General features: G+C 73.5%; 15 protein-coding genes. 8 read left to right on the top strand and 7 right to left on the bottom strand.

Annotated features, from left to right (window positions below):
- The first annotated feature begins 66 nt into the window (after positions 1–66).
- The gene (locus tag ACGF7U_RS10700) at positions 67–1,257 is read left to right on the top strand and encodes an ROK family protein (protein WP_393105134.1); all 1,191 of its coding nucleotides are present in this window, start codon (positions 67–69) and stop codon (positions 1,255–1,257) included.
- A gap of 33 nt (positions 1,258–1,290) precedes the next feature.
- On the opposite strand, the gene ilvD is transcribed toward ACGF7U_RS10700, so the two are convergent.
- Positions 1,291–3,138 (bottom strand): dihydroxy-acid dehydratase, encoded by a 1,848-nt coding sequence (gene ilvD, locus ACGF7U_RS10695; protein ID WP_393105132.1) that lies wholly within the window; start codon positions 3,136–3,138, stop codon positions 1,291–1,293.
- 129 nt (positions 3,139–3,267) lie between these two features.
- Between ilvD and ACGF7U_RS10690 the strand changes: the two genes are divergently transcribed.
- From ACGF7U_RS10690 to serA, 5 genes are all read left to right on the top strand, one after another.
- Positions 3,268–5,688 (top strand): putative bifunctional diguanylate cyclase/phosphodiesterase, encoded by a 2,421-nt coding sequence (locus tag ACGF7U_RS10690; protein ID WP_393105310.1) that lies wholly within the window; start codon positions 3,268–3,270, stop codon positions 5,686–5,688.
- Positions 5,689–5,877: 189 nt separating this feature from the next.
- Positions 5,878–7,764, top strand: a complete 1,887-nt coding sequence (locus tag ACGF7U_RS10685; RefSeq protein ID WP_393105130.1) for an acetolactate synthase large subunit — start codon at positions 5,878–5,880, stop codon at positions 7,762–7,764.
- Positions 7,765–7,937: 173 nt separating this feature from the next.
- Positions 7,938–8,453 carry an acetolactate synthase small subunit gene (ilvN, locus tag ACGF7U_RS10680; protein ID WP_091096900.1) on the top strand — a complete coding sequence of 172 codons (516 nt, stop codon included), beginning with the start codon at positions 7,938–7,940 and terminating at the stop codon, positions 8,451–8,453.
- 90 nt (positions 8,454–8,543) lie between these two features.
- Positions 8,544–9,557: a ketol-acid reductoisomerase gene (gene ilvC / locus ACGF7U_RS10675; protein WP_393105128.1), complete on the top strand. Its 1,014-nt coding sequence runs from the start codon at positions 8,544–8,546 to the stop codon at positions 9,555–9,557.
- A gap of 290 nt (positions 9,558–9,847) precedes the next feature.
- The gene (serA, locus tag ACGF7U_RS10670) at positions 9,848–11,446 is read left to right on the top strand and encodes a phosphoglycerate dehydrogenase (RefSeq protein ID WP_393105126.1); all 1,599 of its coding nucleotides are present in this window, start codon (positions 9,848–9,850) and stop codon (positions 11,444–11,446) included.
- 63 nt (positions 11,447–11,509) lie between these two features.
- Here the strand turns inward: serA and ACGF7U_RS10665 are convergent, their stop codons facing one another.
- Positions 11,510–11,866 (bottom strand): hypothetical protein, encoded by a 357-nt coding sequence (locus tag ACGF7U_RS10665; RefSeq protein ID WP_393105124.1) that lies wholly within the window; start codon positions 11,864–11,866, stop codon positions 11,510–11,512.
- 343 nt (positions 11,867–12,209) lie between these two features.
- Positions 12,210–13,052: an FAD:protein FMN transferase gene (locus ACGF7U_RS10660; protein ID WP_393105122.1), complete on the bottom strand. Its 843-nt coding sequence runs from the start codon at positions 13,050–13,052 to the stop codon at positions 12,210–12,212.
- Between the two features lie 221 nt (positions 13,053–13,273).
- Here ACGF7U_RS10660 and ACGF7U_RS10655 point away from each other — a divergent pair, with 221 nt between their 5' ends.
- Together ACGF7U_RS10655 and ACGF7U_RS10650 are read left to right on the top strand one after the other, a co-directional pair.
- On the top strand, positions 13,274–14,305 hold the full coding sequence (locus ACGF7U_RS10655) for a 3-isopropylmalate dehydrogenase (RefSeq protein WP_393105120.1): 1,032 nt from the start codon (positions 13,274–13,276) through the stop codon (positions 14,303–14,305).
- 204 nt (positions 14,306–14,509) lie between these two features.
- Complete coding sequence (locus ACGF7U_RS10650) at positions 14,510–15,607, top strand: branched-chain amino acid aminotransferase (RefSeq protein WP_393105119.1); 1,098 nt, start codon at positions 14,510–14,512, stop codon at positions 15,605–15,607.
- A gap of 133 nt (positions 15,608–15,740) precedes the next feature.
- Here ACGF7U_RS10650 and ACGF7U_RS10645 read toward each other — a convergent pair whose 3' ends face one another.
- The 4 genes from ACGF7U_RS10645 to ACGF7U_RS10630 all read right to left on the bottom strand — a co-directional run bounded on the left by ACGF7U_RS10645 (position 15,741) and on the right by ACGF7U_RS10630 (position 18,227).
- Positions 15,741–16,502: a tyrosine-protein phosphatase gene (locus ACGF7U_RS10645; protein ID WP_393105117.1), complete on the bottom strand. Its 762-nt coding sequence runs from the start codon at positions 16,500–16,502 to the stop codon at positions 15,741–15,743.
- Between the two features lie 30 nt (positions 16,503–16,532).
- On the bottom strand, positions 16,533–16,991 hold the full coding sequence (locus ACGF7U_RS10640) for a PRC-barrel domain-containing protein (RefSeq protein WP_393105115.1): 459 nt from the start codon (positions 16,989–16,991) through the stop codon (positions 16,533–16,535).
- A 142-nt stretch (positions 16,992–17,133) separates the two neighbouring features.
- Positions 17,134–17,664, bottom strand: a complete 531-nt coding sequence (locus ACGF7U_RS10635; protein ID WP_393105113.1) for a carboxymuconolactone decarboxylase family protein — start codon at positions 17,662–17,664, stop codon at positions 17,134–17,136.
- 2 nt (positions 17,665–17,666) lie between these two features.
- Positions 17,667–18,227, bottom strand: coding sequence for a peroxiredoxin (locus ACGF7U_RS10630; RefSeq protein WP_350686876.1), 561 nt, complete (start codon positions 18,225–18,227; stop codon positions 17,667–17,669).
- Between the last annotated feature and the right edge of the window lie 269 nt (positions 18,228–18,496).

Below are 18,496 nucleotides of genomic sequence, written 5' to 3'. Positions count from 1 at the left end.
CTAATGCGAGACACCGAACCAAGTCAACTGCTTGCCGGAAGGAAGTTCGGATGCTAAGAACCTCGCGTGACGATTGACGACGCCCCGCGTGACGGCCTCCGCGGTGGCCCACGCGATCTGCTCCGACTGGTGGCCAGCGGGGCGGCGGTCAGTCGTGCGGATCTCGCCCGGCTCTCCGGGCTCTCCCCGTCGACGGTCTCCCAGCGGGTCGAGGCTCTGATCAGCGAGGGACTGCTCCAGGAGACGGGCGCCGGCAAGTCACGGGGCGGGCGACGACCCCGCCAGCTCGCGGTGCCCACCGGTGGCGCGCTGATCGGCGCGATCGACCTCGGCGCGCACCACGCGCGCATCGCCACCCTCGACCTGTCCGCGCGGGTGCTCCAGGTCCGGGACCGGCCGGTCCGCATCGAGGACGGCCCGGAGGCCGTGCTCGGCGCCCTGCTCGACGACGTCGCCGCGCTGGTGCCGGCCGGCGACGGCGCGGTGCCCGGCCAGCGCGGCGCCGCTCGGGGCGTGGACGCCCTGCGCGGCATCGGCATCGGCATCCCCGGGCCCGTGCAGTACGGCACCGGCCGGATCGTCAGCCCCTCCCGGATGCCCGGCTGGAACGGCTTCGACGTCGCCGCCTTCTGTGCACAGCGGACGGACGTGCCGGTCGTCGTGGACAACGACGCGAACCTGATGGCGCTCGGCGCGCACCGGGCCTCGCACGCCGCCCTGGACCACGCGGTCTACGTCAAGGCCGGCACCGGCATCGGCGCCGGGGTCATCTCCGGCGGCCGGCTGCACCGGGGTGCCCAGGGCTCCGCCGGGGACATCAGCCACTGCCGGGTGCTGGCCGAGCCCGCGCCGCTGTGCAGCTGCGGCAACACCGGCTGCCTGGAGGCGGTGGCCAGCGGCGCGGCCCTGGTCGCCGCGCTGCGGGAACAGGGCGTCGGGGTCGACGACCTGACCGGCGTGATGCGGTTGATCGACGACGGCGACCGGCACGCCACGGCGCTGGCCCGTCGGGCCGGCCGGTCGATCGGCGAGATCCTCGCCGTCGTGGTCAACTTCTTCAACCCGCAGGTGGTCGCGATCGGCGGCCGGCTCGCCGAGTGCGAGCCGCTGCTGGCCAGCATGCGCGCCACCCTCTACGAGCGCTGTCTGCCCCTGGCCACCCAGGCCCTGCTGATCGAGCGGGTGGACGCCGGCCCGGACGTCGGCGTCACGGGCGCGGCGCACCTGGTCGTCGACCGGGTCGTCGACCCGGCCTGACCCGTCGCGTTCCCGGCGGGCCGGGAACGCCCGTCAGTCGGGGACCCGGCGGTAGGCGCCGTCGCTGGCCGAGGTCGCCATCGAGGCGTACGCGCGCAGCGCCGCGGACACCGGCCGCTGCCGGTCCGCCGGCGTGTACGGCTTGTCGCGCTTCTCCTCGGCGACCCGGCGGGCCTGGAGGACGTCCTCGGGCACGTTCAGCTCGACCGAGCGGCCCGGGATGTCGATGACGATCTCGTCGCCCTCGCGGACCAGGGCGATCAGCCCGCCGGAGGCGGCCTCGGGGGAGACGTGCCCGATGGAGAGCCCGGAGGTGCCGCCGGAGAAGCGCCCGTCGGTGAGCAGCGCGCAGGCCCGGCCCAGCCCCCGGCCCTTCAGGAAGGAGGTGGGGTAGAGCATCTCCTGCATGCCGGGGCCGCCCTTCGGCCCCTCGTACCGGATCACCACCACGTCGCCGGCGACGACCTGCTTGTTGAGGATCGCCTCGACCGCCGCGTCCTGGGACTCGTAGACCTTGGCCGGGCCGCGGAACGTCAGGCACTCCTCGGGCACCCCGGCGGTCTTCACCACGCAGCCGTCCGGGGCGAGGTTGCCGTGCAGGATGGCCAGCCCGCCGTCGGCCGAGTACGCGTGCGCGCGGTCCCGGACGCAGCCGCCGGCCGCGTCGGTGTCCAGCGACGACCAGCGGTTGGCGGTGGAGAACGGCTCCGTGGTGCGCACCCCGCCCGGGGCGGCGTGGAACAGCTCGACCGCCTCCGGCGTCGCCGAGCCGCCCCGGACGTCCCAGTCGGCCAGCCAGCGCTCCAGGCTGGGGGAGTGCACCGCGTGCACGTCCCGGTTGAGCAGGCCGGCGCGGTCCAGCTCACCCAGGATCGCCGGGATGCCGCCGGCCCGGTGCACGTCCTCCATGTGGTACTGCGGGGAGTTCGGCGCGACCTTGGCCAGGCAGGGCACCCGGCGGGAGATCTCGTCGATGTCGGCGACGTGGAAGTCCAGCTCGGCCTCGCGGGCGGCGGCGAGCAGGTGCAGGATCGTGTTCGTCGAGCCGCCCATCGCCACGTCCAGGGCGACCGCGTTCTCGAACGCGGCCCGGTTGGCGATCGCGCGGGGCAGCACGGAGGCGTCGTCGCCGTCGTACCACCGCTTGGCGATCTCCACGACGGTGCGGCCGGCCTCGACGAAGAGCGACCGGCGCGCGGCGTGGGTGGCCAGCGTCGAGCCGTTGCCCGGCAGCGCCAGCCCGATCGCCTCGGTGAGACAGTTCATCGAGTTGGCGGTGAACATGCCCGAGCAGGAACCGCAGGTCGGGCAGGCGGAACGCTCGATCTCGCCGAGCTGGGCGTCGGTGACCGCCTCGTTGGAAGAGGCGATCATGGCATCGACCAGATCGATCTTGGAATGGACGACGCCCTCGATGGCCACCGTCTTGCCGGCCTCCATCGGCCCGCCGGAGACGAAGACGGTCGGGATGTTCAGCCGCAGCGCGGCCAGCAGCATCCCGGGGGTGATCTTGTCGCAGTTCGAGATGCAGACCAGGGCGTCCGCGCAGTGCGCGTTGACCATGTACTCCACCGCGTCGGCGATCAGCTCCCGGCTGGGCAGTGAGTAGAGCATCCCGCCGTGGCCCATCGCGATGCCGTCGTCCACGGCGATCGTGTTGAACTCGCGGCCCACCCCGCCGGCCTCGGCCACCGCCTCGGCGACCAGGCCGCCGAGGTCCTTGAGGTGCACGTGACCGGGTACGAACTGGGTGAAGCTGTTGGCGATGGCGACGATCGGCTTGCCGAAGTCGTCGTCGGTCATCCCGGTGGCCCGCCAGAGGGCCCGGGCGCCGGCCATCGTCCGACCGTGCGTGGAGGTCTTCGACCGCAGCTCAGGCATGCCTACCAGTGTGGCACCGCCGCCGGGGCGCCCGTCGGGCGTGCGTGCCGTGTCCCAACAGATGCACACCCGGTCCCCCACGGGGAGCCCTCATCCGGCACAGTTGAGGACGTGCATCTCCCCCCGGGCATGGTCGCGGCAGCGGTGCTGTGCGGGCTGGTCGCGGCGGCGGCCACCGCGCTGTCGGCCGTCGACGCCCGGCGGCGGTCCGGGCCGCACCGGCGGGCGCACGCGCTGCTCGCCCTGGCGTCCGCGGTCGGGCTCGCCAGCCTGCTGGTCGGGGTCGCCGTGGCGCTCGCCGGGGCCGGGCACGGGGCGCACGGGCCGGGCCGGAGCACGGGCTGGGCCACCGTCGTCGGGGTCGGCACGGCGGTCAGCGGTCTGCTCTTCGCCGCCGGGCTGCTCCGGCTCCCCGGCGTGGCCGCGTCGGCGGCGGCCACGGTCCGGCTGGCGCTCGACGGGCTGGTGATGGCCGCCGCGTTCTGGTTCGTCGGCTGGGTGCTGTTCTCCGAGCCCACCCGGCTGCTCGGCGACGCCACCCCGATGGCCTGCCCGCCGATCCTGCTGGCCACGGTCAGCGCGGCCCTGACCGCCGGGATCGCCCTCATCGTGGCGTTCCGCGCCCCACCGCCGCGCCGGCTCCTCGCCGGTCTCGGCGCCGGGGCCACCGCGGTGACCGGCGGCGGGCTCGGCGTCGCCACCGGCCTCTGCCAGGCCGGGCCGGGCGTCGCGCTGGCCGGGGCGGGGGCGCTCGCCGCCGGCCTGTTCGTCGCCGCCCTGACCGCCCGGGGGATGGGCCCGACCGGCCAGACCGACCTCGACCTGATCCGCCGCGACGGCGACCACGCGTTCGTCCCGATGTTCGCGATGGCCGCCTCGGCGATGTACCACCTCCTCCAGGACGGCCGGTTCGACGCGCTCGGCATCGTCGCCGGGAGCGTGGAGGGCTTCGCCCTGGTGGCCCGGCAGTACCTGACGCTGCACGACGTGCGCGGCTACGCCAGGCGGCTCGCCGAGCGCGAGGCGCACTTCCGCGAGCTGGCGCACACCGACCCGCTGACCGGCCTGGCCAACCGGCGGGGCCTGCTGCGGGCGCTGCACCGCTGCGCCGAGGCCGGCACGCCCTGCGTGCTGCTCGGCCTCGACCTCGACGGCTTCAAGAACGTCAACGACATGCGCGGGCACGACGTCGGTGACGCGGTGCTGGCCGAGGTGGGCCGGCGGCTGCGCGCCAACCTGCGCCCGGGCGACGTGGCGGCCCGGCTCGGCGGCGACGAGTTCGCGGTGCTGATGCACGGGCGCCCGGCCGACGCCGACCGGGTCGCCGAGCGGCTGCTCGGGGTGCTCGGCCGCGCCTACGACCAGCCCGAGGGGGCGGTCTTCCTGTCCGTGAGCATCGGGCTGGCCGGGTGGGCCGGCGAGCCCGACGTCGAGTTGCTGCTGCGCCACGCCGACCTGGCGCTGCGCTACGCCAAGCAGCGCGGCAAGAACCGGATCGAGCGCTACGACGTCGCCTACGACCAGCTGCTGCGCCGCCGCACCACCCTCGAACACGAGCTGCGCGGGGCGATCGAGCGCGACGAGCTGCGCCTGGCCTTCCAGCCGGTGGCCTCCCTGCCGTCGGTGCGCCCGGTCGGCGCGGAGGCGCTGCTGCGCTGGCGTCACCCGGCGCTGGGCAACGTCCGCCCGGACGAGTTCATCCCGCTCGCCGAGGAGTGCGGGATGATCGCCAAGCTGGGCGCCTGGGTGCTGCACCAGGCCTGCTACCAGCTCTCCCGCTGGCTGGCCGACGGCCACGACGTCTGGGTCTCGGTCAACGTCTCGCCGCGTGAGCTGCACGCCCCGGAGTACGTGGTCCAGGTCGCCGAGGCGCTGCGCGCCCACCACGTGCCGCCGCAGCGGCTGGTGCTCGAGGTGACCGAGCACGCCGTGGCGACCGACCTGGACGAGTTGATCCGGCGGCTGACCGCGCTGCGGCTGACCGGCGTCCGGATCGCGCTGGACGACTTCGGCGCGGGCTACTCCTCCCTCGGGCAGCTGCGGCGCCTGCCGATCGACATTCTCAAGATCGACCACAGCCTGGTCGCCGAGCACGAGCCGGTGCGGCCGGTGGGCCGCGACGGCCCGGCCTTCGCGCCGATGGTCGACATCGTCATGCGGCTCGGCCACCAGCTCGGCCTGGAGGTCATCGCCGAGGGGGTGACCACGCCCACGGAGCTGGCCGCCGTGGTCGCCGCCGGCTGCCGGTTCGGCCAGGGCGCGCTGTTCGGCTGGGGCGTGCCGGCCGAGCACCTGGAGGCGATGCTGGAGGCGGCCACGTCTCCCGGCGCCCGCCCGGCCCCCGCTACCGCTCCGTCCGCCCCCGCCCCGCCCGCCGCTGCGACCCCACGCCCCCGCCGCCTGCCGACGGTGCCCGCCCCGCGCTCGCCCGAGCCGGAGTCCGGGCAGGTGGAGCGGGGTGCGCAGGCCCCCCGGACGGGTGAATCACCGCGCTCCGTTAACCAACATGTGGGATCAGTTGACTCATCGCGTGAGATGCGTCAGGCTTGACCGCATGTCGTCGTACCGGTCGCTGCGAGTACTTACCTGAGCGCACTCTCGCCATCGAGAGTGCGCTGGCCCCGTGCATCCTGCACGAGGGCTTTTTTGTTGCCGTCGGACCCATCGACCCGGAGCCCCGCGCCCCGCGTCCCACCGCTCGAACAGCCGCACCCACTCCAGCCGAAGGCCTGAACCGCCATGACGAGACCCACGCCAGAGACACTCGCCCACTCCGCCCGGCGGACCCGCCCGGGCGCCGAGCCCGCGAGCGACGCCGACCACGCCGGCGCCGCCCGCGCCGCGGCCACCCCGGCCGTCCCGGGGGTACGCGCACCCGCCCCGGCCCAGGTCTCCGGTGCCGGCTCGCTCGTGCGGTCCCTCGAGGCACTCGGCGTCGACGTCGTCTTCGGCATCCCGGGTGGCGCGATCCTGCCGGCGTACGACCCGCTCTACGACTCGACCGTCCGGCACATCCTGGTCCGCCACGAGCAGGGCGCCGGGCACGCCGCCACCGGCTACGCCCAGGCGACCGGCCGGGTCGGGGTCTGCATGGCCACCTCCGGCCCCGGCGCGACGAACCTGGTCACCCCGATCGCCGACGCGTACATGGACTCGGTGCCGATCGTGGCGATCACCGGGCAGGTCGCGCGGCCCTCGATCGGCACGGACGCCTTCCAGGAGGCGGACATCCAGGGCATTACGCTGCCGATCACCAAGCACAACTTCCTCGTGCAGGACGCCGAGGAGATCCCGCAGGTGCTGGCCGAGGCGTTCCACCTGGCGGCCACCGGTCGGCCCGGGCCGGTCCTGGTCGACATCCCCAAGGACGTCCTCCAGGCGCCCACCACCTTCTCCTGGCCGCCGACGCTGGACCTGCCGGGCTACCGGCCGACCCTGCACCCGCACGGCAAGCAGATCCGCGAGGCGGCGCGGCTGATGACCTCCGCCCGTCGCCCGGTGCTCTACGTCGGCGGCGGCGTGCTCAAGGCCGGCGCGACCGAGGGGCTGCGGAAGCTGGCCGAGCTGACCGGGATCCCGGTGGTCACCACGCTGATGGCGCTCGGCGCGTTCCCCGACTCGCACCCGCAGCACCTGGGCATGCCCGGCATGCACGGCACGGTCGCCGCGGTCTACGGCCTGCAGAAGGCGGACCTGATCGTGGCCCTGGGCGCGCGCTTCGACGACCGGGTCACCGGTAAGCTGGACTCCTTCGCCCCGGACGCCACGGTGGTGCACGCCGACATCGACCCGGCCGAGATCGGCAAGAACCGGCACGCCGACGTCCCGATCGTCGGGGACGCCCGGCACGTCATCGACGAGCTGCTCGCGGCGGTGACGAACGAGCAGTCGGCCGGGCACCGCGCCGACACCGCCGACTGGTGGACCCAGCTCGACGACCTGCGCAAGCGCTACCCGCTGGGCTACGAGGAGCCGGCCGACGGCACCCTGTCCCCGCAGTACGTGATCAAGCGGCTCGGCGAGATCGCCGGCCCGGACGCGATCTACGTCGCCGGGGTGGGCCAGCACCAGATGTGGGCCTCCCAGTTCATCTCGTACGAGAAGCCGTACACCTGGCTGAACTCCGGTGGCCTCGGCACGATGGGCTACGCGGTGCCGGCGGCGATGGGCGCCAAGGTCGGCAAGCCGGACACGGTGGTCTGGGCGGTCGACGGCGACGGCTGCTTCCAGATGACCAACCAGGAGCTGGCCACCTGCGCGCTGGAGGGCATCCCCGTCAAGATCGCCGTGATCAACAACGGCAACCTCGGCATGGTCCGGCAGTGGCAGACCCTCTTCTACGGGGAGCGCTACTCCAACACCGACCTCGGCACCCACAAGCACCGCATCCCGGACTTCGTGAAGCTCGCCGAGGCGCTCGGCTGCATCGGCCTGCGCTGCGAGAACGCCGAGGACGTCGACAAGACCATCGCGGCCGCGATGGCGATCAACGACGCCCCGGTGGTCATCGACTTCGTGGTCGGCAAGGACGCGATGGTGTGGCCGATGGTCGCCGCCGGGACCAGCAACGACGAGATCATGTTCGCCCGGGGTGTCCGCCCCGCCTTCGACGAGGACGAGCTGTAGTCATGACCGAACGCACCGAGCGCAGCGAGGGCCGTGAGGGCATGACGAGGAAGGCGCTGCCATGACCGGCACCGAGCGCGGCGAGGGCCGTGAGGGCATGACGAGGAAGGCGCTGCCATGACCGGCACCGAGCGCGGCGAGGGCCGTGAGAGCATGACGAGGAAGGCGCTGTAATGACGATGCACACCCTGTCGGTGCTGGTGGAGAACAAGCCGGGTGTCCTGGCCCGGGTCTCCGGGTTGTTCTCCCGGCGCGGCTTCAACATCGACAGCCTCGCCGTCGGCGAGACCGAGAACCCGGACGTCTCGCGGATCACCATCGTGGTCAACGCCGAGTCGTCCCCGCTGGAGCAGGTGACGAAGCAGCTCAACAAGCTGGTCAACGTGCTCAAGATCGTCGAGCTGGACCCGCAGGTCTCGGTCGCCCGGGAACTGCTCCTGGTCAAGGTGCGCGCCGACCGCGCGGCCCGGGCCCAGGTCCTGGAGACGGTCGGCCTGTTCCGGGCCCGGGTGGTCGACGTGGCCCCGGACACGCTGACCATCGAGGCCACCGGCACCCCGGACAAGCTGGACGCGCTGCTGCGCGACCTCGAACCCTTCGGGATCAAGGAGATGGTCCAGTCCGGGCTGGTGGCGATCGGGCGCGGCTCGCGCTCCATCACCGCCGGGCCCGCGCTCCGGGCCGCCTGACCCCGACAACGCCGGCGCCACGCGCCGCGGAGAACCGACACCGCACAGATCCACGACGGGCCGCCCGGGCCGCCGTACGAAAGGGAAATCATGAGCGTTGAGGTGTACTACGACGACGATGCCGACCTGGGCCTGATCCAGGGCCGCAAGGTCGCGGTGGTCGGCTACGGCAGCCAGGGCCACGCCCACGCGCTGTCGCTGCGCGACTCCGGCGTCGACGTGGTGATCGGTCTGCCGGAGGGCTCCAAGAGCCGGGCCAAGGCCGAGGAGCAGGGCCTGCGGGTGGTCACGCCGGCCGAGGCGGCGGCCGAGGCCGACGTCATCATGATCCTCGCGCCGGACACCGCCCAGCGCCGCCTCTACGCCGAGTCGATCGCGCCGAACCTGGCCCCGGGCAAGGCTCTCTTCTTCGGCCACGGCTTCAACATCCGCTACGGCCTGATCAAGCCGCCGGCCGAGGTCGACGTGGCGATGGTCGCCCCGAAGGGCCCCGGTCACCTGGTCCGCCGCCAGTACGCCGACGGCAAGGGCGTGCCCTGCCTGGTCGCCGTCGAGCAGGACGCCAGCGGCACCGCGCTCGCGCTGGCCCTGTCGTACGCCAAGGGCATCGGCGGCACCCGGGCCGGCGCGATCCGCACCACCTTCACCGAGGAGACCGAGACCGACCTCTTCGGCGAGCAGGCGGTGCTCTGCGGCGGCGCGGCGGCGCTCGTGCAGACCGGCTTCGAGGTGCTCACCGAGGCGGGCTACGCCCCCGAGGTGGCGTACTTCGAGTGCCTGCACGAGCTGAAGCTCATCGTCGACCTCATGTACGAGGGCGGCATCGCCAAGATGCGCTACAGCATCTCGGACACCGCCGAGTACGGCGATCTCTCCCGGGGGCCGCGCGTCATCGACGCGCGGGTCAAGGAGGAGATGCGCAAGATCCTCGGCGAGATCCAGTCCGGCGAGTTCGCCCGGGAGTGGGTGGCCGAGGACGAGGCCGGCCGGCCGAACTTCAGCAAGTGGCAGGCCGAGGGCGCGGCGCACCCGATCGAGGAGACCGGCCGCAAGCTGCGCGGCATGATGAGCTGGGTGGACCGCCCGATCACCGAGACCGCCTGACCGCACACCGGCGGCCCGGGCCCGGCGCTCTCCCCGGCGCCCGGCCCGGGCTGCTTCCTGTCCGCCACCAGCCGTTCCGCCGACGACCGACCGCCGTCGCCGTTCACCGCCTCGTCACCACCCGTTGTGAGGGCACTCACCCCACGGTCCGGGACATGCCGGCCGGGCCGCCCCCTACGATCGCGGGTAGGTGCGTAGCCGGCACCTGACGGCCATGGCACGGATCAGCGCGGGGCGCAGCGCGGCGTCCCGCAGCCCGGCCCACCGCTCTGACGACAACTAGAGGACCGATGACTCCTGTCGTACTGATCGCCGAAGAACTCGCACCCGCCGCCATCGAGGTGCTCGCCCACGACTTCGACGTGCGCCACGTCGACGGCACCGACCGTCCGGCCCTGCTCTCGGCGCTCTCCGAGGCCGACGCCGTGATCGTGCGCAGCGCCACCCAGATCGACGCCGAGGCCATCGCCGCCGCGCCGCGGCTGAAGGTCGTCGCCCGGGCGGGCGTGGGCCTGGACAACGTCGAGGTGCCGGCCGCCACCGCGCGGGGCGTCATGGTCGTCAACGCCCCCACCTCCAACATCGTCTCGGCTGCCGAGCAGGCCCTCGCGCTGCTGCTCGCCGTGGCCCGCAACACCGCCAGCGCCAGCGCCGCGCTGAAGGCGGGGGAGTGGAAGCGGTCGAAGTACACCGGCGTGGAGATCCAGGGCAAGACCGTCGGCGTGGTGGGGCTCGGCCGCATCGGCGTGCTCTTCGCGCAGCGGATCGCCGCCTTCGGCACCCGGCTGATCGCGTACGACCCGTACATCCAGCCGGCCCGCGCGGCCCAGCTCGGCGTCCGCCTGGTCGGCCTGGAGGAGCTGCTGCGGGAGAGCGACTTCATCTCGATCCACCTGCCGAAGACCCCGGAGACGGTCGGCCTGATCGGTGAGAAGGAGCTGGCCGTCGTCAAGCCGGGCGTCCGGATCATCAACGCCGCCCGGGGCGGGCTGGTCGACGAGCAGGCCCTGGCCGACGCGATCGCCGAGGGTCGGGTCGCCGGCGCGGGCGTGGACGTCTACGCCAAGGAGCCGTGCACCTCCTCGCCGCTGTTCGCCTTCGACAACGTGGTGGCCACCCCGCACCTGGGCGCCTCCACCGCCGAGGCGCAGGACAAGGCCGGTCTGGCCGTCGCCAAGAGCGTCAAGCTGGCGCTCCAGGGCGAGTTCGTGCCGGACGCGGTCAACGTGCAGGCCGGCGGCGTCGTCGCCGAGGACGTCCGGCCGCTGCTGCCGCTGGCCGAGAAGCTCGGCCGGGCCTTCACCGCCGTCGCGGGCGGGGTCGCCGCCAGCGTCACCGTCGAGGTACGCGGCGAGATCGTCAACCACGACGTGTCGGTGCTCAAGCTCGCCGCCACCAAGGGGCTGTTCAGCTCGGTGGTCGAGGAGCAGGTCACCTACGTCAACGCCCCGCACCTGGCGGCCGAGCGCGGCGTCGAGGTCACGCTGGCCACCCAGGCCGAGACGGCCGACCACCCCAACCTGGTCACCGTCCGCGGCGCGCTGCCCGACGGCCGTACGGTCAGCGTCTCCGGCACCGTGACCCAGGCCGGCACGCGGGACGTCATCAAGCTGACCGAGGTCGACGGCTTCGACGTGGAGATCGGCGCGGAGGGCATCCTCGTCTTCCTCCGTTACGTCGACCGCCCGGGCGTCGTGGGCACCGTCGGCACGCTGCTCGGCGAGGCCGGCATCAACATCGCGGCGATGCAGGTGGCCCGTCGGGAGGCCGGCGGCGAGACGCTGATGACCCTGACGGTGGACCAGGCGCTCGGCGCGGACCTGCTCACCTCGGCGGCGGACTCGATCGGCGCGGTCGCCGCCAGCGCCGCCGACCTGCGCGACGAGTGACCTGAGCGCACGGCAGCGGGGGCCCGGCGATCCGCCGGGCCCCTTCGTCGTACGGGGGGAGGGTCAGCCGGGCAGCCGGGCCGGCGGCGGGTAGACCGAGCCGTCCTGGGCGTCGAAGAGCATGAGGTCGTGCTCGCCGGCCAGCCGCTCGATGTCGAGCAGCACCTCGTCCGCGCAGGTCGGGTGCAGGTTCAGCTCGACGTGGTCGTTCGCCGCGTGCAGCGGCGCCACCGCCCACGGGGTGTCGGGCCCGGCCGGCCGGTCCGGGTAGCTGGTGGTGATCGCCCGGTAGAACGCCACGACCCGCGGGTCCGGGTGCCGCTCGACGTGCTGCCCCTGCCGGCAGCGGCGCACGGCCGCCCGCACGTCCTCGGGTGTCGCCCCGTCCGCCAGGGCCCACACGCTCAGATCGAAACTCACGGCGGACAGCGTGCCATCCGTCGTTCACCGTGTCGAAATCGCCCCGCCGACAGGCGCCGTTGGTGTCGCGAGAGTCCGGTGTGGAGACCCTTGCGTCGAGTTGCGTCGATTCGCTAGCGTACCCGTGCGGTCACTGGCCGAGCTCGCGGCGTGGGCCCGTCTTCGGGTGGCGAGGTCGACGTCCGGCCGACCGGTCCGCACCCCTCGAATGCGCGAGCCACGCGCACTCGTCGCTGACCGGCCCTCACGGTGGTTGCCGCAACCGTGGGGGCCGATCGCGCGTCACCGCTCAGCGATGGCCAGCCACGGGACGGCCCGGCGCCCGACGGTCCTGGGGCGCGGCTCAGCGGCGGTGGGCGAAGAGGGCGCGGTAGTCCGACCCGTTGCGGAACCAGGCCAGCCCGACCGGCCCGGCGGCGTAGAGCGCGGTGGCGTAGGCGTCGGCGACGGCGAGGTCGGGGCCGACGACCGTCGCGGCGACCAACTGGTCGGCCGGCTCGCCGGTGTGCGGGTCCACCACGTGACCCTGCCGGCCGCTGACCCCGGACGTGCCGATCGCGCCCGCCGTCATCTCCAGCACCAGCGGCGCGCGCTGCCGGTCCGTCGGGTGGTGCACCGCGACCCGCCAGGGGCCGCCGTGCGCCGCGTGCCCGCGTACGACCAGGTCGGCGCCGGTGAGCACGGCGTAGTCGTGGATGCCGGCGGCCCGCAGCCGGGCGGCGGCCCGCTCCACCGCCCACCCGCCGAGCAGGCCGCCCGGGTCGAAGCCGCCGGGCACCGCCCAGGCGTCGAACCAGCCGTCGGTGGCCGCCCGCATCGCCGCGCAGCGGTCGACCAGGTCGGCCAGCGGCGGGTACGACTCGGGGCTGATCTCGCCCCGGCGCAGCCGGGAGACGAGGCTCTCCGGCCGGGTCGGGCCGTAGGTGAGGTCGATGGCCCGCAGCTCCGCCACCGCGTCCCGCAGCGCCTCCCCGACGCCGCGCCGGCCCAGCCACTCGGGGGCGTTGAGCAGCAGCGAGTATTCCGCCGTCGAGGTCCGCACGGTGTGCTGGACGGCGATCCGGTCGCCGGCGGCGGCGGGCCGGTCGAGGCGGTGGCTGCGGGAGCCGAGGCGCAGGTCCGGCCGGCGGGGCTGGAAGGCCGACTGGTCCACCCAGCGGGTTCGTGGCTGCTGGTCGATCCGCATGACAAGTGCTCCCTCGCTGCCGGCGCCCGCGTCGTCGCGGTGCCGTCGCGGGCCCCCGTGACCCGCTCGTCACCACGCTAGGCAGCGGAGATGACCTGACCATGAATGTCACCTGAGAGCCTCCTGTGCATCCCGATTTCCCGGATGGTGGAAGCTTCGTACCGGGACGCGGGACGGCGGCGTACGGTCGGACGAAACGGCGAGGCGAAGGAGCGCAGGACGTGGCACGGATCGCGGTGGTGGCCGGGGACGGGATCGGACCCGAGGTGGTCGCGCAGGCCCGCAAGGTCATCGACGCCGTGCTCCCGGGGGTGGAGGCCACCGAGTACGACCTCGGCGCCGCCCGCTACCACCGCACCGGCGAGGTGCTCCCCGACTCGGTGCTGACCGAGCTGGCCGGGCACGACGCGATCCTGCTCGGCGCGGTCGGCGACCCGAGCGTGCCGCCGGGCGTGCTGGAGCGGGGACTGCTGCTCAAGCTGCGCTTCGCCTTCGACCAGTACGTCAACCTGCGCCCGTCGCGGCTCTGGCCCGGCGTGGCCGGGCCGCTGGCCAGCGTCAAGCCGGGCGAGGTCGACCTGGTGGTGGTCCGCGAGGGCACCGAGGGCCTCTACGCCGGCGCCGGTGGCGCGCTGCACCGCGGCACCCCCGCCGAGGTCGCCACCGAGGAGAGCCTGAACACGCGGCACGGCGTGGAGCGGGTGATCCGCGACGCCTTCGCCCGCGCCGCGCGCCGGGAGCGGCGCAAGGTCACGCTCGTGCACAAGACCAACGTGCTCACCCACGCCGGCTCGCTGTGGGCGCGCGCCTTCGAGGCCGTCGCCGCCGAGCACCCCGACGTGACCACGGAATACCAGCACGTCGACGCCGCCGCGATGTTCCTCGTGACCCAGCCCCAGCGCTACGACGTGGTCGTCACCGACAACCTGTTCGGCGACATCCTCACCGACATCGCCGCCGCGGTCACCGGCGGGATCGGGCTGGCCGCCAGCGGCAGCATCAACCCCGAGGGGGCGTACCCCTCGATGTTCGAGCCGGTGCACGGCTCCGCGCCGGACATCGCCGGGCGCGGCGTGGCCGACCCGGTGGCGGCCGTGCTCTCCGCCGCGCTGCTGCTCGACCAGCTCGGGCACGCCGACGCCGCGGCCCGGGTCACCGCCGCCGTCGGCGCGGAGCTGGCCGGCCGGACCGCGGGCGTACCGCTGCGCACCGAGGAGGTCGGCGACCGGCTGGCCGGGCACGCCGCCTCCTGAGCCCGCGGGCCGCCCCACCCGGGCGCCCGGCCCCCGTGAGCCGCCCCGCCCGCACCCACGGGCGCGGCGGCCTCCACCCGTCCGGCGGCGCCGCCGCGCCCGGGCGGCGCTACCCCCTGAACGACCGTTCGGGGTAAGTTTCTCGCACCACGATTCTCGGCATGCGGACCCGTGTGCCGTCCGTTCCGCAGGGAGGTCAGCGCGATGAGCGGTGGTGACAAGCTCGACTTCGAGATCCGTCCGAATCCCGCGCCGGTATCCGTCGCCGACCGGGCCGCCCTGCTGGCCAACCCGGGATTCGGCCGCGTCTTCACCGACCACATGGTCACCATCCGCTACGCCGACGGCAAGGGCTGGTACGACGCCCGGATCGAGGCCCGCGCGCCGATCCCGATGGACCCGGCCGCCGCCGTGCTGCACTACGCGCAGGAGATCTTCGAGGGCCTGAAGGCGTACCGGACGGCCGACGGCGGGGTCACCATGTTCCGCCCCGAGGCCAACGCCGCCCGGTTCGCCGCCTCCGCCCGGCGGATGGCGATGCCGCCGCTGCCCGAGGAGGCGTTCGTCGACTCGCTGCGCCGGCTCGTCGAGATCGACCGGGACTGGATCCCCGCGGGCGTGGACGGCAGCCTCTACCTGCGTCCGTTCATGTTCGCCAGCGAGGTGTTCCTCGGCGTCCGGCCCGCCAACGAATACCTCTACGTGGTGATCGCCTCGCCGGTCGGCGCGTACTTCTCGGGCGGGGTCAAGCCGGTGACGGTCTGGGTCACGCCGGACTACACCCGGGCCGCCCCGGGCGGCACCGGCGCGGCGAAGTGCGGCGGCAACTACGCCAGCTCGCTGGTGGCCCAGGCCGAGGCGATCGAGCACGGCTGCGACCAGGTGGTCTTCCTGGACGCGGTGGAGCGGCGCTTCGTCGACGAGCTGGGCGGCATGAACGTGTTCTTCGTCTACGACGACGGCACGGTGGTCACCCCGCCGCTGACCGGCACGATCCTGCCCGGCATCACCCGGGAGTCGGTGCTCACCCTGGCCGCCGGCGCCGGGCACCGGGTCGAGGAGCGGCCGGTGAGCTTCGCCGACTGGCAGGCCGACGCGGCGAGCGGCCGGCTCCGGGAGGTGTTCGCCTGCGGCACCGCCGCGGTGATCACGCCGATCGGGGAGGTGCGCTTCCCCGACGGCGGGTTCCTGATCGGCGGCGGCGAGCCCGGACGGGTCACCATGGCCCTGCGGCAGCAACTCGTCGACCTCCAGCGGGGCGAAGCCGACGACCCGCACGGCTGGGTCCAGCGCGTCCTCTGACCCGTAACCCCCCGCCCCCCGCCCCCGTCGCGCCGATCTTGCACTTTGTGCCCGGACAAACCGGGGCAGGTCACGCGTTCCGGGGGCACAAACTGCAAGATCGCGAGGGCGAGGGCGGGGGCGGGGGCGGGGGTCAGGTCAGGAGGTGGGCGCGGAGGGCGGTCAGCTGGGCGTCGGTGACGCCGGCGTGGCGGAGGTAGCCCTCGATCGAGCCGTGGGCTTCACGCAGCTCGGCGAGGAAGAGCGTCATGGCCTCGGCGGGGCAGGTCAGCGGCGGCAGGCTCTGCCCCGTCTGCCGGGTGATGGCCTCGTACCAGGTGCGGAACCGCTCGCCGGCCTCGGTGCTCAGCGCGTAGTCGGCGGCGATGTCCTCGTCGGGGACGCCGAGCGCGGCGAGGGTGAGCCCGCAGACGATGCCCGTGCGGTCCTTGCCGACGACGCAGTGCACCACCACGGGGGCGTTGGCCGCGTCGGCGATCAGCCCGACGGCCCTCGCCAGCCCGGCGGTGCCGGTCTCGGCGAGGTCGGCGTACCGGTCGGCGAGGTAGCGGGCCAGGTCGCTGCCCGGCCGGTAGGGGGTCTCGCCCCACTCCGCGTGCTCCGGGTGGACGTGGTGCCAGGTCAGACCGTCGAAGTGGGGGACCCGGCCGTCGCGCTCCACCTCGTGGGGGCGGCGCAGGTCGATGACCGTGCGCACGCCGAGGGCGGCGAACGCCTCCCGGTCGGTGCCGTCGATGCGGTGCAGCGAGTCGGAGCGGTAGAGCCGGCCCCGGCGGACGGCGCGCCCGTCGTGCCCGTGGTGGCCGCCCACGTCGCGGAAGTTGAAGATCGTGGCGAACGGGTAGCTGCGGTTGACCTCGGTGGTGTCCACGCTGACACGGTAACGACCTCCCACGGGACGCGGGAGGCCGTCGCTCGCCGGTGACTACCGGGCGGTGCCGGGCGGAATGGCCGAGTACGTCTCGCCGTAGTAGCCGCCGAGCCGGTCGCGGTAGGTGGGATCGGTGTCGGCGGTCTCGTCGTACTCCGGAGCGGCCTTGATCTGGTCCTTGCTCCGGTCGACGTGGACCTTGCGCTCGTCGTGGTCGACGTGGTTGACCGTGCCGGCCGGGATCATCACCTTCCGACCGAAGACCCACGGCCCGGTGTCCACCACCAGGTAGCTGTCGTTGACCTCGTGGCTGGCGCTGTCGATCTTGCCGATGCCGCCGTCGGTGGCCTCGACCTTGTAGCCGACCAGGTCGGCGTCGGCCACCCTCGCGGTGTCCCGGTAGCGCCACGGGTCGAAGGCGCCGGCGGGCGCCCCGCCGGCGAACTCGCCCCGGCCACCGTCGCGCACCGGGTCCGGGCTGCCGTGCGTGCTGTGCGGGTCGAGCCTGTCCATGTGACAACTCCTGCCCCGACTGTCGCCAGTCGTCTCGCCGGATCGTGTCCTCGTCCCGGGAGGAGCTACCCGGGCGGTCGCCGGCGGAAACGGCGGTGGGCCGACGCCGTCGTGCGGCACCGGCCCACCGGGGGCGTACGCGTCAGGCGAGCGCGGCCTGGGCGTCGAGGGTGACCGCGGCGGCGTGCACGACGGCGGCGATGCGCAGCCCCTCGTGCACCTGCTCGCGGCTGAAGCCCGCGGCGCGCAGGGTCTTCTCGTGCGACTCCAGGCAGACCCCGCAGCCGGTGATCGCCGAGACCGCCAGGCACCAGAGCTCGAAGTCGGCCTTCTCCACGCCCGGCCTGGCGATGATCTGCATCCGCAGCCGCGCCGGGATCGACTGGTACTGCTCGTCGCCGATCAGGTGCTTGGCCCGGTAGTAGACGTTGTTCATCGCCATGATCGCCGCGGCGCCCTTGGCCGCCTCGACCGCCTCCGGCCCGAGGTGGGTGGCCGCCTCGTCGGCGATCTCCCGCAGCACCACCGCGTTGCGCGCCGCCACCGCGCAGGCCAGGGCGGTGCCCCACGCCTGCTCCGGCTTCAGCGTCGAGGTGCCGATGGTCGAGCCGAGGTTGAGCTTGATGTCCTTGGCGTACTCCGGCAGAGCCGCCTTGATCGCGTCCAGGCCCATGGTCAGGCCCCGGCGCCGGCGAGCAGCTTGGTGGCGTCCAGGGTCTCGCCGCCCTTGTTCCAGTTGCACGGGCAGAGCTCGTCGGTCTGCAGGGCGTCGAGCACCCGCAGCACCTCGGAGACGTTCCGGCCGACCGAACCGGCGGTCACCATGACGAACTGGATCTCGTTGTTCGGGTCGACGATGAAGGTCGCCCGCTGGGCCACGCCGTCCTCGCCGAGCACGCCGCAGGCGGCGGTCAGCTCACGCTTGATGTCGCTGAGCATCGGGAACGGCAGCTCGCGCAGGTCCGGGTGGTCCTTGCGCCACGCGTAGTGGACGAACTCGTTGTCCACCGACACGCCGAGGACCTGGGCGTCCCGGTCGGCGAACTCGTCGTTCAGCCGGCCGAACTCGGCGATCTCCGTCGGGCAGACGAAGGTGAAGTCCTTCGGCCAGAAGAAGACGACCCGCCACTTGCCCTCGTGGGACTTGTGGTTGATCGTCTCGAACGCCTTGTCGGCGTCCAGCGACACGCAGGCGGTGAGTTCGTACTCGGGGAAGCGGTCACCGACAGTGAGCACAGGTCCTCCTTGACAGCGGCACGAGGGCCGGTAACTGGATCGGTTCCAGATACTTCCGCAGCGTTGTTTCCGCCTGGTGGCGGCCGGGCGACTTGTGAAGTCGATCACCAACGTCCGGTTCGGGCCGCGACCCGGCGGCCAGTACGGTATCGCGACCCTGCGTGATCGTCCCGCCATGTGGATTTTGCCTCCCAAAACCAGTCCCGGATGGCAGAGTGGCGATCGTGAACAGCACCCACCTGATTATTCGGACCTAGCGCGCCGGCCTC

It is taken from the genome of Micromonospora sp. NPDC047670 (assembly GCF_043204915.1).
In the GTDB taxonomy this organism is placed as follows: domain Bacteria; phylum Actinomycetota; class Actinomycetes; order Mycobacteriales; family Micromonosporaceae; genus Micromonospora.
This window is presented reverse-complemented; position numbering and strand designations above follow the sequence as displayed.

Excerpts from the sequence above, each read along its gene's own strand:
- ilvD (WP_393105132.1), bottom strand. The coding sequence starts at position 3,138 with ATGCCTGAGCTGCGGTCGAAGACCTCCACGCACGGTCGGACGATGGCC.
- ACGF7U_RS10690 (WP_393105310.1), top strand. The coding sequence starts at position 3,268 with ATGGTCGCGGCAGCGGTGCTGTGCGGGCTGGTCGCGGCGGCGGCCACC.
- ACGF7U_RS10685 (WP_393105130.1), top strand. The coding sequence starts at position 5,878 with ATGACGAGACCCACGCCAGAGACACTCGCCCACTCCGCCCGGCGGACC.
- ilvN (WP_091096900.1), top strand. The coding sequence starts at position 7,938 with ATGACGATGCACACCCTGTCGGTGCTGGTGGAGAACAAGCCGGGTGTC.
- ilvC (WP_393105128.1), top strand. The coding sequence starts at position 8,544 with ATGAGCGTTGAGGTGTACTACGACGACGATGCCGACCTGGGCCTGATC.
- serA (WP_393105126.1), top strand. The coding sequence starts at position 9,848 with ATGACTCCTGTCGTACTGATCGCCGAAGAACTCGCACCCGCCGCCATC.
- ACGF7U_RS10660 (WP_393105122.1), bottom strand. The coding sequence starts at position 13,052 with ATGCGGATCGACCAGCAGCCACGAACCCGCTGGGTGGACCAGTCGGCC.
- ACGF7U_RS10650 (WP_393105119.1), top strand. The coding sequence starts at position 14,510 with ATGAGCGGTGGTGACAAGCTCGACTTCGAGATCCGTCCGAATCCCGCG.
- ACGF7U_RS10640 (WP_393105115.1), bottom strand. The coding sequence starts at position 16,991 with ATGGACAGGCTCGACCCGCACAGCACGCACGGCAGCCCGGACCCGGTG.
- ACGF7U_RS10635 (WP_393105113.1), bottom strand. The coding sequence starts at position 17,664 with ATGGGCCTGGACGCGATCAAGGCGGCTCTGCCGGAGTACGCCAAGGAC.